Genomic DNA, 15,801 nt, shown 5'->3' with positions numbered 1-15,801 from the left:
TGCGCGTGGCGGGCGGGATCGGTGCAGTTTCGCCACACCTCACGTCGATCCGGACCAGGAAAATCTTCCTTTTAAATGGGGACGCATAACTGCAAATTGGCCCGTTTCCCTGGTCTCTGTCATTCCTCATGAAGAGACCCCGCTGGCAAGCCCAATAATGGCGCGCCCGTTGCTGTGTCCCTATATTAATGCACTATGATGGAGCGCCTATTTAAATAGGGTCATACCCCGTTTGTTCTTATTGCACCCTACTCATGTCGGGGGTATTGTCCGTCTCCTGCACTGCAACATTACGACGCAGGCCCACTGCGGAGCGCGCCATGCCCCAAATTACCCCGACCGAATCCTGTCCCACCTCCAAGGCGATCCCCATCGATGCCAGCCGCATCGGTCTGCCTTCGGCCCAGGGCCTGTACCACCCGAAGAACGAACATGACGCCTGCGGCGTCGGCTTCGTGGCCCATATCAAGGGCAAGAAAAGCCACGCGATCATCCAGCAGGGTCTGAAGATCCTGGAAAACCTGGATCACCGCGGCGCGGTCGGGGCCGACAAGCTCATGGGCGACGGCGCGGGCATCCTTATTCAGATCCCCGATACGCTGTACCGCGACGAGCTCAGCCAGCAAGGCATCATCCTGCCCCCGCCCGGCGAGTACGGCGTGGCGATGGTGTTCCTGCCTAAGGAAACGGCTTCGCGCCTGGCCTGCGAACAGGAGCTGGAGCGCTCGGTCCGCGCCGAGGGCCAGGTCGTGCTGGGTTGGCGCGACGTGCCGGTGGACGTTGACATGCCCATGTCGCCCACCGTGCGCGACTGCGAACCCGTGATCCGCCAGCTCTTCATCGGCCGCGGCGCCGATGTGATGGTGCCCGACGCGCTGGAACGCAAGCTGTACGTGATCCGCAAGACCGCCAGCCACGCCATCCAGAACATGCACCTGGCGCACGGCAAGGAATACTTCGTGCCCTCGGCCTCGGTGCGCACCGTGGTCTACAAGGGCCTGCTGCTGGCCGATCAGGTTGGCCGCTACTACCGCGACCTGGCCGACACCCGCACGGTGTCCGCGCTGGCGCTGGTTCACCAGCGTTTCTCGACCAACACGTTCCCTGCCTGGCCCCTGGCCCACCCGTACCGCATGATTGCCCACAACGGCGAAATCAACACGGTCAAGGGCAACTTCAACTGGCTGCGCGCCCGCGAAGGCATGATGCAGTCGGCCGTGCTGGGCGACGACCTGAAGAAGCTCTACCCCATCGTCTACGAAGGCCAGTCGGACACCGCGACGTTCGACAACTGCCTGGAACTGCTGGTCAATTCGGGTTATTCGCTGGCCCACGCCATGATGATGATGATCCCGGAAGCCTGGGAACAGCACACGCAGATGGACGAAAGCCGCCGTGCTTTCTACGAATATCACGCCGCCATGATGGAGCCGTGGGACGGCCCGGCCGCGGTCGCGTTCACCGATGGCCGCCAGATCGGCGCCACGCTGGACCGCAACGGCCTGCGTCCCGCCCGCTATCTGGTCACCGATGACGACATGGTCATCCTGGCCTCGGAAGCCGGCACGCTGTCGATCCCCGAAAACCGCATCGTCAAGAAGTGGCGCCTGCAGCCGGGCAAGATGTTCCTGATCGACCTGGAACAGGGCCGCATCATCGACGACGCGGAAATCAAGCTGCAGCTGGCCAACAGCCGTCCGTACCGCCAGTGGATCGAACGCCTGCAGATCAAGCTGGAATCGCTGCCCGCGCCGCGCCAGGTGGCTGTGGCCACGCAATCGGCCGTGTCGCTGCTGGACCGCCAGCAGGCCTTTGGCTGGACCCAGGAAGACTACAAGTTCATCCTGGAACCGATGGCCTCGACCGGCGAGGAAGTCATCGGCTCGATGGGCAACGATGCCCCGCTGGCCGTGCTGTCGGACCGCGCCAAGCCGTTCTACAACTACTTCCGCCAGTTGTTTGCGCAAGTCACGAACCCGCCGATCGACCCCATCCGCGAACAGCTGGTGATGTCGCTGGTGTCCTTCATCGGTCCGAAGCCGAACCTGCTGGACATCAACAACGTCAATCCGCCGCTGCGCCTGGAAGTGTCGCAACCGGTGCTGGACTTTGCCGCCATGGCGCAGATCCGCGACATCGACCAGGTCACGGGCAAGAAATTCCGCAGCTTCGAACTGGACATCACCTACCCCGCCGCCTGGGGCCCCGAAGGCATCGAAGCCCGCGTGGCAGCCCTGTGCGCGCGCGCCGTCGATGCGGTGCGCAGCGGCTACAACATCCTGATCGTGTCGGACCGCCTGGTCGACAGCGAGCGCGTGGCCATCCCCGCGCTGCTGGCGACCTCGGCCGTGCACCAGCACCTGATCCGCGCCGGCCTGCGCACCAACACGGGCCTGGTCGTCGAGACCGGCTCGGCCCGCGAAGTGCACCACTTCGCGCTGCTGGGCGGCTACGGCGCCGAAGCCATTCACCCCTACCTGGCGCTCGAATCGCTGGGCAAGATGAATGACCCCGAAAAGGCCGTGAAGAACTACATCAAGGCGCTGGGCAAGGGCCTGAACAAGGTCATGTCCAAGATGGGCATTTCCACGTACATGTCCTACACCGGCGCGCAGATCTTCGAAGCCGTGGGCCTGCAAAGCGCCCTGGTGAACAAGTACTTCACCGGCACCGCCTCCAACATCGAAGGCATCGGCATCTTCCAGGTTGCCGAGGAAGCGCTGCGTCAGCACCGCGCCGCCTTCAGCGCCGACCCCGTGCTTGCCAACGACCTGGACGCCGGCGGCGAATACGCCTATCGCGTCCGCGGCGAAGAGCACATGTGGACGCCGGATTCGATCGCCAAGTTGCAGCACGCCTCGCGCGCCAACAACTACCGCACGTACAAGGAGTACGCGCAGATCATCAACGACCAGAGCCGCCGTCACATGACGCTGCGCGGCCTGTTCGAATTCCGCTTTGACCCGTCGCGCGCCATTCCGCTGGACGACGTCGAGCCGGCCAAGGAAATCGTCAAGCGCTTTGCCACCGGCGCGATGTCGCTGGGGTCGATCTCGACCGAAGCGCACTCGGTGCTGGCCGTGGCCATGAACCGCATCGGCGGCAAGTCCAACACCGGCGAAGGCGGCGAGGACGAACTGCGCTACCGCGCCGAAATGCGCGAAGGCAAGAGCACCATCAAGGACGGCGACACGCTGGCCTCGGTGCTGGGCACGGACCGCATCGAAGCCGACGTCGAACTGAAGAAGGGCGACTCGCTGCGTTCGAAGATCAAGCAGGTGGCCTCGGGCCGTTTCGGCGTGACCGCCGAGTACCTGTCGTCCGCCGACCAGATCCAGATCAAGATGGCGCAGGGCGCCAAGCCCGGCGAAGGCGGCCAGCTGCCTGGCCACAAGGTGTCGGAGTACATCGCCAAGCTGCGTTATTCGGTGCCAGGTGTGGGCCTGATTTCGCCCCCGCCGCACCATGACATCTACTCGATCGAAGATCTGGCGCAGCTGATCCACGACCTGAAGAACGTCAACTCCAAGTCCTCGATCTCGGTCAAGCTGGTGTCCGAAGTCGGCGTGGGCACGGTGGCCGCGGGCGTGGCCAAGGCCAAGGCCGACCACGTCGTGATCGCCGGCCATGACGGCGGCACGGGCGCCTCGCCGGTGTCGTCCATCAAGCACGTGGGCACGCCCTGGGAACTGGGCCTGGCCGAAACGCAGCAGACGCTGGTGCTGAACCGCCTGCGCAGCCGTATCCGCGTGCAGGCCGACGGCCAGATGAAGACCGGCCGCGACGTCGTCATCGGCGCGCTGCTGGGCGCCGACGAATTCGGCTTCGCGACCGCGCCGCTGGTCGTCGAAGGCTGCATCATGATGCGCAAGTGCCACCTGAACACCTGCCCGGTGGGCGTGGCCACTCAGGATCCGGCGCTGCGCAAGAAATTCCAGGGCAAGCCCGAGCACGTCGTGAACTTCTTCTTCTTCATCGCCGAGGAAGTGCGCGAAATCATGGCCCAGCTGGGCATCCGCAAGTTCGACGACCTGATCGGCCGCGCCGATCTGCTGGACATGCGTTCGGGCGTGGAGCACTGGAAGGCGCAAGGGCTGGACTTCACCCGCGTGTTCCACCAGACCCAGTCCGACGCCGAAGTGCACCAGACCGAAGAGCAGGATCACGGCCTGGCGGGCGCGCTGGATCACCTGCTGATCGAGCGCAGCAAGCCGGCGCTGGAGCGGGGCGAGAAGGTCTCGTTCATCGTGCCGGTGCGCAACCGCAACCGCACGATCGGCGCCATGCTGTCGGGCGCCGTGGCCTCGCGCTACGGCCATGAGGGCCTGCCCGACGACACCATCCACATCCAGTGCAACGGCACCGCCGGCCAGAGCTTCGGCGCGTTCCTGGCGCACGGCATCACGATGGACCTGGTGGGCGAAGGCAACGACTACGTGGGCAAGGGTTTGTCCGGCGGCCGCATCATCGTGCGCTCGCCCAACGACTTCCGCGGCTTCGGTCCCGACCACATCATCGCTGGCAATACCGTGCTGTACGGCGCGCTGGCCGGTGAAGCGTTCTTCAATGGCGTGGCGGGCGAACGCTTTGCCGTGCGCAACTCCGGCGCTGCCACGGTGGTGGAAGGCACGGGCGACCACGGCTGCGAATACATGACTGGCGGCACCGTCGTGGTGCTGGGTTCCACCGGCCGCAACTTCGCGGCGGGCATGTCCGGTGGCGTGGCGTACGTCTGGGATCCGGACCGCACGCTCAAGCACCGCGTGAACCTGTCGATGGTGGAGCTGGAATCGGTCGTGCCGCACGCCGAGCAGCAGTCGCTGAACAACATCGACATCTGGCACAGCGCGCAGCGAGGCGGCGAACGCGAGACGGACGAGACCATCCTGCGCCGCCTGGTGGAAGACCACTTCCGCTACACCGGCAGCTACCGTGCTCGCGAGATCCTGGGCGACTGGGAAGCCTCGCGCGGCAAATTCGTGAAGATCATGCCGACGGACTACCGCCGCGCATTGGGTGAAATGTGGCGTGCAGCCAACCCGCAACAAATGGCTGCGTGAGGGATACCATGGGAAAGATCACTGGCTTTATGGAATACCAGCGCCTGCAGGAGGCCTCCGAGGCCCCGCAGAAGCGGCTGAAGAACTGGCGCGAATTCGTGCTGCACCTGACCGACGACCAGGCCAAGCAGCAGGCGGCGCGCTGCATGGACTGCGGCATCCCGTTCTGCAACAACGGCTGCCCGGTCAACAACATCATCCCGGACTGGAATGACCTGGTGTACAAGCAGGACTGGCGCCGCGCGCTGGACGTTCTGCACTCCACCAACAACTTCCCGGAGTTCACGGGCCGCATCTGCCCGGCGCCCTGCGAAGCCGCCTGTACCTTGAACATCAATAGCGACGCGGTGGGCATCAAGTCCATCGAGCACGCGATCATCGACAAGGGCTGGGCCGAAGGCTGGGTCGCGCCGCAAGTGCCGGCGCGCAAGACGGGCAAGAAGGTCGCCGTCGTGGGCTCGGGCCCTGCCGGCATGGCGTGCGCGCAGCAACTGGCGCGCGCGGGCCACTCGGTGACGCTGTTCGAAAAGAGCGACCGCATTGGCGGCCTCCTGCGCTACGGCATCCCCGACTTCAAGCTGGAAAAGCACCAGATCGACCGCCGCATCTCGCAGATGGAAGCCGAGGGCGTGGAATTCGCGCCGTCGACCTACGTCGGCAACCCGAAGGATCCGGTGGCCGATGGCCTGACCGTGCGCACGCCGCAATCGCTGATGGCCGAATTCGACGCCGTGGTGATGAGCGGCGGCTCCGAGACGCCGCGCGACCTGCCGGTGCCCGGCCGTGAGCTGGAAGGCGTGTACTTCGCCATGGATTTCCTGCGCCAGCAGAACAAGGCCGTGGCGGGCGACCGCCTCACCAACCAGACGCTGGCCAAGGGCAAGCATGTGGTGGTGATCGGCGGCGGCGACACGGGTTCCGACTGCGTCGGCACCAGCAACCGCCACGGCGCGGCGTCGGTCACGCAGTTCGAACTGATGCCCCAGCCGCCCGAGTCCGAGAACAAGTCCATGACGTGGCCGTACTGGCCGCTGAAGATGCGCACGTCGTCCTCGCACGAGGAAGGCTGCGAGCGCGACTGGTCGGTGACCACCAAGCTGCTCAAGGGCGCCAACGGCAAGGTCGAAAAACTGGTCGGCGCGCGCGTCGAATGGTTCAAGGACGACGCCACCGGCCAGATGAAGATGCGCGAGGTCGAGGGCTCGGAATTCGAGATCAAGGCCGACCTGGTGCTGCTGGCCATGGGCTTCGTGTCGCCGGTGCAGAACGTGCTGGACGCGTTCGGCGTGGATCGCGACGGCCGCGGCAATGTGCGCGCCAACACCGACGACTACCGCACCAGCGTCGAAAAGGTCTTCACCGCCGGCGACATGCGCCGCGGCCAGTCGCTCGTCGTCTGGGCCATCCGCGAAGGCCGCCAATGCGCGCGTTCGGTCGACGCCTACCTCATGGGAAGCAGCGATCTGCCGCGTTGATCGCAACACGACCTATCAACGCCGCCGGACGCCTTGCGCGCCGGCGGCGTTTGTTTTGGGCGGCGAAATCACACATTCCTGTTGCGGCATAACCACTTTCTAAAAACGGTCTTTTCACGATTTGACACACGTCAAGTTGGGGGACGGGGCGGTCTGAGAACCTGTCGGCTCACCCCACACGGAAAGATCGGAGAAGAAAATGTTTTCGCTGAACGGGCGTATCCGCGCCACCGCCATTGCCGGTTTGATCGCTGCCGGCGCATTTGCCGCCCCCGCCCATGCCCACGAAGCGGGCGATGTGCTGTTCCGCGTGGGCGTGACCCAAGTCCGCCCCTCGCAAAACAATGGCTCGGTGCTCGACGGCAGCGTCAAGCTGGATGTGAGCAACAACGTGCGCCCCAGCTTCACCCTGGCCTACATGGCCACCCGCAACATCGGCATCGAACTGCTGGGCGCCTGGCCCTTCCAGCATGACGTCAACGGCAGCAACCTGGGCAAGATCGGCTCCACCAAGCAGCTGCCCCCCACCCTCAGCCTGCAATGGCACATCCTGCCCGACAGCATGATCCAGCCGTACATCGGCGTGGGCATTAACTACACGCACTTCTTCGACACCAAGGGCGAAGGCGCGCTGAAAGGCTCGAACCTGAAGCTGGGCGATTCCTGGGGCGTGGCCGCCCAATTGGGCGCGGACATCAAGATCAACGACCGCTGGTTCATGAACGCCGACATCCGCTACATCGACATCAAGTCCAAGGTGACGCTGGACGGCGAACGCGTCGGCACCGCCCGGATCGATCCGTGGGTGGCCACGCTGGGCGTCGGCTACCGCTTCTGATCGCGGCCCCTGACGATGCGCGCAGCCTCGCGCGCATCGGTCAATCCTGCGGCGCCTGCAGCCGGCTCCGCAGGGCCTGCAACGCCGGCGTGTCGTCATCGGCACGCCAGACAAGCTGGGTCAGCGCCTGCCCGTGGGGACCCGACAGCGCCCCCACGCGCACCGAATGCTCCGCCCCCAGCACCGCCAGCACCGACCGCGGCACGATCGCCACGCCGGTCCCCGCGGCCACACACGCCACGATGGCGTGATACGACGCAAACTCCATCACCTTGTCCGGCGCAATGCCTTCCTGGTTCAACCACGACTCCAGGATCCGTCGGTACGAGCAGCCCGCCGCAAACGCGATGACGCTGCGGTTGACCAGATCTTTCGCGCTGCGGATGGGCGCCCAGGCTAGCGGCGAGATCAGCGCCAATTCCTCCTTGAACGCATCCATCGCCGCCAGGCCGTCCGCGGGAAAGGGCTGCGCCACGAACGCAGCCTCGATCTCGTAATTGCGCACCTTTGCGGCCAGCGCGCCCGACGTGCCGGTGACCAGTTCGATGCGCACCTTGGGCCAGGCCTCGTGATAGGCCGCCAGGATGGGCGGCAGGCGGGCGGCCGCGGTGCTTTCCATGGTGCCGATGCGCAGCACGCCTTGCAGGGCGCCTTCCCGCACGGCCGATTGCGCCTCGTCGGACAGGCGCAGCAGCCGGTCCGCATAAGACAGCAGCACCCGGCCCTGATCCGACAACACCAGGCGGCGGTTCTGCCGCCGAAAGAGGGGCGTTCCCAGCGACGTCTCCAACTGCTTCAGGCGCGTCGAGACGTTGGACTGGACACGGTTCAGGTGCGCGGCGGCGCGCGCCACCCCGCCCTGGTCGGCAACCGTCTTGAAAATTTGCAACGCGTCGAGATCCAAGTTTCTCATTTTGGGAACTCACGTTCTTAATAATTCACTATTCAAGATATTAGTACAGCCGTAGAGTGAGGCCATGTCAACGCCTGCTTACCCTTCCCTGGACCCCTCGGCTAGCGCCACCCGTCTGGCGTGGCCCGCGGCCCTTGCGCTGGCGGCCGCCATGGGCATCGGACGCTTTGCCTTCACGCCGGTGTGGCCGTTGATGGCGCAGGCGTCTGGTCTGTCGCTCGCGCAGGGCGGCTGGATGGCGTCGGCCAATTACGCGGGCTACCTGCTGGGCGCGCTGGCGGCCATCGTCTGGCCCGTGCGCCGGTTGCGCGCCACGCTGGCGGCCAGCCTGGCCGCGGTGGCCGCCCTGACGCTTGCCATGCCGCTTGTGAACAACCTGGCCGGCTGGTCGGCGCTGCGGCTGGCCGCGGGCTATGCCAGCGCCAGCGCCTTCATCTGCGTGGTGGCGTGGCGGCCGGTTCCCGCCGGCGACGCGCGCGAGGCGTCGGTATCCGCGGTGACGTATGCCGGCGTGGGCGCGGGCATCGCGCTCACGGGGCTGGCGTGCCTGGCCCTGATGGGCTGGGGCGCGGGCGCCAACCTGACCTGGTCCGCGCTGGGCACCCTGGCGCTAGCGCTGTCCGCGGCGGCGTGGGCAGGCCTCACCCGGCAATCGCCCCCGGTCCGCCAGACGGGCGCCGGCGCGCCACCGGCGCGGCTGCCGCAGGGCATTGCCGCGCTGTCTATGCACTACGGCGTTTTCGGGGTGGGTTACATCATCCCCGCGACCTTCCTGCCCGCCATGGCCAAGGAGATCTTTCCCAATCCGGCGATCTTCGGGTGGGCGTGGCCGATTTTCGGGATGGCTGCGGCGCTGTCCTGCCTGCTGGTGCCCCGGCTGGCTCGGGGCCGTGACGACCGGCAGGTGTGGCGCGGCGCGCAGGCGCTGATGGCGGCCGGCATGCTGGCCGTGGCGCTGTGGCACCACATTGCCGCCGTGATTCTGGCGGCGCTGCTGGTGGGCGGCACCTTCATGGTGATCACGCAGGCGGGCATGTTGACCGCGCGCCGCCGGTCGGGCGCGGCGGGGCCACGGGCGGCGGCCATCATGACGGCGGCGTTCGCTGCCGGGCAGATCCTGGGCCCGCTGCTGGCCTCGTGGGCGGCGCGCTGGGGCGCCGGGTTGCCGCAGGTGTTGGCTGCCAGCGCGGCGCTGCTGGCGCTGTCGGCCTGGGGGCTGGGAAAAGTCACGACAGAGGGCAATGGCGCTGGGCATAATGCCATCGGCCCCTCGGGCCAATCACACAGCAATTAAAAAGCAGGAAAAGAGGAGTCCCCAGCATGAAAGCACTACGCCCCCTGATTGCCGCCCTGGCCGCCACCGCCGCCTTTGGCGGCGCCGCCCAGGCCCAGACCGCCGAATGGCCCGCCAAGCCGGTGACCATGATCGTCCCCTATGCCCCCGGCGGGTTTGCCGACACGCGCGTGCGCCTCCTGGCGCGCAAGCTGGGCGAGTCGCTGGGCCAGCCCGTCGTGGTCGAGAACAAGGCGGGCGCCGGTGGCGTGGTTGGCACCAACCTCATCGCCAAGGCGGCGCCGGACGGCTACACGATCGGCACGGGCAACCTGGCCCCGATGGCGGTCAACCCGTCCCTGATGAAGGAAATGCCCTACAACCCGCAAAAGGACCTGGCGCCGATCATCCTGATCGAGAACAGCCCCCTGGTCCTGAGCGTGAACAACGAACTGCCGGTCAAGACGCTGGCCGACCTGATCGCGCTGGCCAAGAAGCAGCCCGGCAAGCTGACTTTCGGTTCGTCCGGCGTGGGTGGCGCGCACCACCTGTCGGGCGAGATGTTCCGCGAGCAGGCCAAGATCGACATCATCCACGTGCCCTACAAGGGCGGCAGCCTGGCCGCGACCGACCTGATGGGCGGCCACATCTCGATGATGTTCGAAATGGGCTATTCCGCGCTGCCCGCCATCCAGGGCAACAAGATCCACCCGATCGCCGTCACGTCCGCCAAGCGCCTGGCCGTGCTGCCCGACGTGCCCACCATGGCCGAATCCGGCCTGCCGGGCTTTGAGTCCTACAACTGGCAGGGCATCGTCGCGCCGGCCGGCACGCCCGCGCCGATCATCGCCAAGCTGAACGCCGAGTTCAACCGCATCCTGAAGGAACCGGATGTGCAAAAGGCCATCGCCGACACCGGCAGCCAGGCCGGCGGCGGCACGCCCGAGGAATTCGCCGCGTTCATCAAGAGCGAAAGCGAAAAGTGGGCGCACGTCATCAAGGCTGGAAACATCCAGCTTCAATAACCTCCCAGGAGTTTTCCCATGGCTTCCCCTCTGATTGAACTGCTCAAGCTGGACCATCCCATCATCCAGGCGCCCATGGCGGGCGGCGCCACCACGGTGGAACTGGTGGCCGAGGCATCGAAGGCGGGCGCCCTGGGATCGCTTGGGGCGGCTTACATGACGCCCGAACAGATCGACGCGGCGGCCGCGGCGATCCGTGCGCGCACGGACCGCCCGTTCGCCATCAATCTGTTCGCGTCCGTGCCGCAGCAACCCATGGCGGGCAATGCGGATGCGATGCTGGCCCTGATGGCCCGCTACCACGAGCAACTGGGCCTGCCTGCCCCCGAGGCGCCCGGTCCGCAGACCGACCCGCTGGCGGGCCAGCTCGAGGCCATCCTGCGGATCCGTCCCGCCGTCCTGAGCTTCACCTTCGGCCGCCTGCCCGCTGAGGCCGTGGCCCGCTGCCGCGAGCTGGGCATCCTGACCGTGGGGACGGCCACCACGGTGCGCGAGGCCCAGACGCTGGAGCAGGACGGCGTGGACGCCATCGTGGCGCAAGGCGCCGAGGCGGGCGGCCACCGCGGCACGTTCCTGGATGCCTTCGAGGCGTCCCTGATCGGCACGATGGCCCTGGTGCCTCAGGTGGCCGACGCCGTCTCGGTGCCAGTCATTGCGTCGGGCGGCATCATGGACGGGCGCGGCATCGCGGCCGCCCTGGCGCTGGGCGCCGACCTGGTTCAAATGGGGACGGCCTTTCTCACGACGGACGAATCCGGCATCAGCGAGGCCTACAAGGCCGTCCTGCCCGCCTCCCGCGCGGAACAGTCCCGAGTCACCCGCGCCTTTTCCGGCCGCCCCGCGCGGGGCATCGCCAACGCCTTCATGCGGGACGCGGACGCCATCGGGGGCGACATCCTGCCGTATCCGCTGCAGAACGCGCTGACGCGCCCGATGCGCACGGCGGGCGGCAAGAGCGGCAACATCAACGTCCTGTCCCTGTGGGCCGGCCAGGGTGCGCCGCTGGCGCGGCGGGAATCGACGGCGGATTTGATTCAGCGGCTGGCCCGGGAAACCGCGGCGGCGCGCGCACGTCGCTGAAGGAACAAGGCGGGGCCGTTAAAAAGGGTGCCTGACACCCGGGTCAGAGGCGTGTGCGCGGGGCTGGCGTTTCAGGGGTGTCAGACACCCGTGACGCCCAGGAAGATGGCAACAAGCCGCCCGCCGGATTGTCCGTGGAATTGAAAACACTGTTCCACGTGCGGCCGGTCCGATTGTGATTGCACAGCGTCGGGCTACAATGGCGCCTCGCCGCCGGGAGCCGACGCTTGAGCTCGTCCCCGGCATCTGAGTAACAGGGCGCTTCCCGACGCAGCCTGTCTTGCCCGCGCCGGCCAGGTTCTCCGGCCCGCTTGCCGGCAGGACAGCACGGCAAGCTCCGCCGCCGAAACTCCCTTTCGTTGCCCATGCCCGCTCAAACCAGCAGCACCCCGGAATTCGCCCTGCGCCTGGAAGGTGTGGCGCTTGGCTACGGTGATTTCACCGTCTTGCGCGATATTTCCATGGACGTCCGGGCGGGCCAGGTGGTGGCAGTCATGGGTGGGTCGGGTTCCGGCAAGACCACGCTGCTGCGCGCGGCCACCGGCCAGATCACCGCCCAGCAGGGCCGCGTCCTGGCATTCGGCCAGGATATCGGCGCCGCCTCCCGCTCGGAAGTGCAAGCCCTGCGCAAGCGCATGGGCGTGCTGTTCCAGCAGGGAGCGCTGTTCACCGACCTGAACGTGTTCGAGAACGTGGCCTTTCCCCTGCGCGAGCACACGCGCCTGCCCGAGGCCGAACTCACCGACCGGGTGCTCGACAAGCTGGATGCCGTGGGCCTGCGTGCCGCCGCCCACCTGAAGGTCTCGGAAATCTCCGGCGGCATGGCCCGGCGCGTGGCGCTGGCCCGCGCCGTGGTCCTGGAACCCGAACTGATCCTGTACGACGAACCCTTCGCGGGGCTGGACCCGATCTCGCTGGGCATCACCGCCCGCCTGATCCGCAGTCTGGCAGACCGCCTGGGTTGCGCCTCGGTGCTGATCACCCACGACGTGCAGGAATCCTTTGCCATTGCAGACCAGGTCTATTTGGTGGGCCGCGGCCAGCTCGCCGCCTCCGGCACGCCGCAGATGCTCGCGGCCTCGCCAGACCCCTACGTCCAGCAATTCCTGAAAGGCCAGCCGGACGGCCCGGTTGCATTCCAATATCCCGAAACTCCCGCCTTCCAGAAGTGGCTGTCGCAACAGAAAGGGCGCAAAGCATGAGCGGATCCAACAACGCCATCGCCGTGCTGGGCCAATGGGTGCGTTCCCACGTCGCCGGCATCGGCTATTTCACCCGGTTCTTCGGGGCCATGCTGGCGCGCAGCGGCATCGCGCTGTCCCGCCCGCGCCTGGTGTCGCAGCAGGTCCACTTCATCGGCAATTATTCGCTCCTGATCATTGCCGTCTCCGGCATGTTCGTGGGCTTCGTGCTGGGCCTGCAGGGCTACTACACGCTGAATCGCTACGGCTCCGAAGAGGCCCTGGGCCTGCTGGTGGCCCTGTCGCTGGTGCGCGAGCTGGGGCCGGTGGTCACTGCGCTGCTTTTTGCGGGCCGCGCCGGCACCTCGCTCACCGCAGAGATCGGCCTGATGAAAGCGGGCGAACAACTGTCGGCCATGGAAGTCATGGCCGTGGACCCGATACGCCGGGTGCTCGTGCCGCGCCTGTGGGGCGGCATCATCGCCATGCCCATCCTGGCCGCGGTGTTCTCCATGGTGGGCATCCTGGGCGGCTGGGTCGTGGGCGTGCTGCTCATCGGCGTGGACGCCGGCGCCTTCTGGTCGCAGATGCAGAACGGCGTCGATGTATGGAAAGACGTCGCCAACGGCGTCATCAAGAGCGTCGTCTTCGGCGTCACGGTGACGCTGGTGGCCCTGTACGAAGGCTGGCAGGCCAAGCCCACCCCCGAAGGCGTCGCCCGCGCCACCACGCGCACCGTGGTCGTGGGCTCGCTGGCGGTGCTGGGGCTGGACTTCCTGCTCACCGCCTTGATGTTTGGAAATTGATACGGATCGATCATGTCACGCGAAAAAACCGACTTCTGGGTAGGCCTGTTTGTATTGCTCGGCGCGATCGCGCTTGGATTCCTGGCGTTGCGCGCCGGCAACTTGAGCACTTTTTCCTTTGCCCCGACCTATACCGTGACCGCCAACTTCGATAACGTAGGCGGCCTCAAGGTGCGCGCGCCGGTCAAGAGCGCCGGCGTGGTGGTGGGCCGGGTCACGAACATTTCCTTCGACGACAAGACCTTCCAGGCCATCGTTTCGGTCGATCTGGAAACGGCATACCAGTTCCCCAAGGACTCGTCGGCCGCCATCCTGACCTCGGGCCTCCTGGGCGAGCAATACCTGGGCCTGACCGCCGGAAGCGAGGAAGATAACTTTACCGACGGCGGAAAAATCCGCTATACACAAAGCGCCGTGGTCCTGGAGCAGCTGATCAGCCAATTCCTGTACGGGTCGGCGGAAAAGCAGGGTACGACCGCCGCGCCGGAAGGCGCTCCCAAGGCGCAGGATTAAAGGCCCGGCACAAACAAGCCGTTACTACGCTGCGTCTCGCGGTCGCGATAACAAAAGAATGTTGATAGGGATACCCGGATCATGAATAAGAAAGCTATTTCCCGAATTGCCACCGTCGCAGCGGCGGGCGCGCTGATGGCCGGCTGCGCCGCACCCAAGAATCCGGATCCGCGCGACCCCTGGGAAGGCTTCAACCGTGGCGTCTACCAGTTCAACGACACGGTCGACCGCGCGGTGTTCAAGCCGGTCGCGCAGGCCTACACGTTCGTGACGCCGCAGCCCGTGCGCAGCTGCATCCACAACATCTTCAGCAACGTCGGCGATCTGTGGTCCGGCACCAACAGCTTCCTGCAGGGCCGCGGCCACGACTTCGTGAACACGCTGGGCCGCTTCCTGTTCAACACGACCATGGGCGTGGGCGGCTGCTTCGACGTCGCCTCGGCCAATGGCGCGCGCAAGATCCCCAACGATTTCGGCACGACGCTCGGCGTCTGGGGCTTCAGCCAGGGTCCGTACCTGGTGCTGCCGTTCTTCGGCGCCTCCAGCGTGCGTGACGGCGTCGGCCTGGTCGGCGACCTGTACGGCACCACCTACGGCTACATGGGCGTGGACTCGATCGACAACGTCCGCCTGCGCAATTCGCTGTGGGGCCTGCGCATCGTCGATACGCGCGCCAACCTGCTCGACACCACCGACACCATCGACCGCGTGGCGCTGGACCCGTACAGCTTCGTGCGCGACGCCTTCCTGCAACGCCGCGCCGCCATGGTCCTGGGCCATCGCGTCGATGACGAAGGCTCGCTGCCCAACTACGAAGACGACGGCGACGACGCCCCCGCCGCACCCGCGCCGGCCCCCGTGCCTGCACCGCAACCCGCGAACAAGTAAGCTGTCGGATTGCGCTTTCGGTACTGAAGGAGATTTGATGCGATTTTCCGTTCCCTCCCTGTTGCAGCGGCTGATGTTCGCGGGCCTGCTGGGCTTGTCCGCCGCCACGGCCGCGTCGGCCGCACAAGCCAAGCCGGATCCCAATGGCCCGCCCGAACAATTCGTGCTGGCTGCCGCCAACGAGGCCCTGGATGTCCTGAAGGCTGACGGCGCGGTCCGGGCCGGCAACACCGCCCGCATCAACCAGGTCGTCGACCAGCACATCCTGCCGTACGTCAACTTCCAGAAGACGACGCGCCTGGCCGCCGGCCGCTACTGGCGCCAGGCCTCCGACCAGCAGAAAACGGCGCTGGCCGAGGCTTTTCGCGGCACGCTGATCCGCACGTACAGCGGCGCGCTGACCCGCGTCACGTCCAGCACCACCATCACCGGCCTGCCGTTCCGCGGCGATCCCAAGGCCGACGACGTGGTCGTGCGCACGCTGATCAGCCAGTCCAACAGCCAGCCGGTGGGCGTGGACTACCGCCTGGAAAAGACCCCGCAGGGCTGGAAGATCTACGACATGAACGTCGAAGGCATCTGGCTGATCGAGAACTACCGCAACCAGTTCGCCCAGCAGATCAACCAGAACGGCATCGACGGTCTGATCCAGGCGCTGAACCAGCGCAACAAGTAAAGACCCGTTCAGGCTCAGCTCGGCCCGGCGCGTCCCCTCGGGGGGCCGCCGGGCCGATTGTTTTTGGGGACGC

12 protein-coding genes are annotated in these 15,801 nt (G+C 66.4%); 11 read left to right on the top strand and 1 reads right to left on the bottom strand.

What is annotated here, in order from left to right; translation table 11 throughout:
* The first annotated feature begins 320 nt into the window (after positions 1-320).
* The 3 genes from H4P35_RS00945 to H4P35_RS00935 all read left to right on the top strand — a co-directional run bounded on the left by H4P35_RS00945 (position 321) and on the right by H4P35_RS00935 (position 7,373).
* Positions 321-5,060, top strand: coding sequence for a glutamate synthase-related protein (locus H4P35_RS00945; RefSeq protein WP_226847713.1), 4,740 nt, complete (start codon positions 321-323; stop codon positions 5,058-5,060).
* Positions 5,061-5,068: 8 nt separating this feature from the next.
* On the top strand, positions 5,069-6,535 hold the full coding sequence (locus tag H4P35_RS00940) for a glutamate synthase subunit beta (protein ID WP_226847712.1): 1,467 nt from the start codon (positions 5,069-5,071) through the stop codon (positions 6,533-6,535).
* A gap of 199 nt (positions 6,536-6,734) precedes the next feature.
* Entirely contained in the window at positions 6,735-7,373 is a 639-nt protein-coding gene (locus H4P35_RS00935; RefSeq protein WP_056320354.1) for an OmpW family protein, read from the top strand.
* A 40-nt stretch (positions 7,374-7,413) separates the two neighbouring features.
* On the opposite strand, the gene H4P35_RS00930 is transcribed toward H4P35_RS00935, so the two are convergent.
* Positions 7,414-8,286 (bottom strand): LysR family transcriptional regulator, encoded by an 873-nt coding sequence (locus H4P35_RS00930; protein ID WP_226847711.1) that lies wholly within the window; start codon positions 8,284-8,286, stop codon positions 7,414-7,416.
* A 64-nt stretch (positions 8,287-8,350) separates the two neighbouring features.
* Here H4P35_RS00930 and H4P35_RS00925 point away from each other — a divergent pair, with 64 nt between their 5' ends.
* From H4P35_RS00925 to H4P35_RS00890, 8 genes are all read left to right on the top strand, one after another.
* Entirely contained in the window at positions 8,351-9,580 is a 1,230-nt protein-coding gene (locus H4P35_RS00925) for a YbfB/YjiJ family MFS transporter (RefSeq protein WP_226847710.1), read from the top strand.
* Positions 9,581-9,606: 26 nt separating this feature from the next.
* On the top strand, positions 9,607-10,584 hold the full coding sequence (locus tag H4P35_RS00920; RefSeq protein WP_062840186.1) for a tripartite tricarboxylate transporter substrate binding protein: 978 nt from the start codon (positions 9,607-9,609) through the stop codon (positions 10,582-10,584).
* Between the two features lie 18 nt (positions 10,585-10,602).
* A complete protein-coding gene (locus H4P35_RS00915) occupies positions 10,603-11,664 on the top strand; it encodes a nitronate monooxygenase family protein (protein ID WP_180099728.1) in 1,062 nt (353 codons plus the stop codon).
* A gap of 365 nt (positions 11,665-12,029) precedes the next feature.
* Positions 12,030-12,866 (top strand): ABC transporter ATP-binding protein, encoded by an 837-nt coding sequence (locus tag H4P35_RS00910; RefSeq protein WP_175156363.1) that lies wholly within the window; start codon positions 12,030-12,032, stop codon positions 12,864-12,866.
* Positions 12,863-13,651, top strand: a complete 789-nt coding sequence (gene mlaE / locus H4P35_RS00905; RefSeq protein WP_056320369.1) for a lipid asymmetry maintenance ABC transporter permease subunit MlaE — start codon at positions 12,863-12,865, stop codon at positions 13,649-13,651. Before H4P35_RS00910 ends, mlaE begins: the two co-directional genes overlap by 4 nt.
* A gap of 12 nt (positions 13,652-13,663) precedes the next feature.
* Positions 13,664-14,164: an outer membrane lipid asymmetry maintenance protein MlaD gene (gene mlaD, locus H4P35_RS00900; RefSeq protein ID WP_056320371.1), complete on the top strand. Its 501-nt coding sequence runs from the start codon at positions 13,664-13,666 to the stop codon at positions 14,162-14,164.
* 81 nt (positions 14,165-14,245) lie between these two features.
* Positions 14,246-15,052, top strand: a complete 807-nt coding sequence (locus H4P35_RS00895) for a VacJ family lipoprotein (protein WP_056320374.1) — start codon at positions 14,246-14,248, stop codon at positions 15,050-15,052.
* Positions 15,053-15,089: 37 nt separating this feature from the next.
* A complete protein-coding gene (locus H4P35_RS00890; protein WP_056320376.1) occupies positions 15,090-15,728 on the top strand; it encodes a phospholipid-binding protein MlaC in 639 nt (212 codons plus the stop codon).
* The last annotated feature ends 73 nt before the right edge of the window (positions 15,729-15,801 follow it).

Source organism: Achromobacter sp. 77, assembly GCF_020541125.1.
GTDB classification, from domain to species: Bacteria; Pseudomonadota; Gammaproteobacteria; order Burkholderiales; family Burkholderiaceae_B; genus Achromobacter; species Achromobacter mucicolens.
This window is presented reverse-complemented; position numbering and strand designations above follow the sequence as displayed.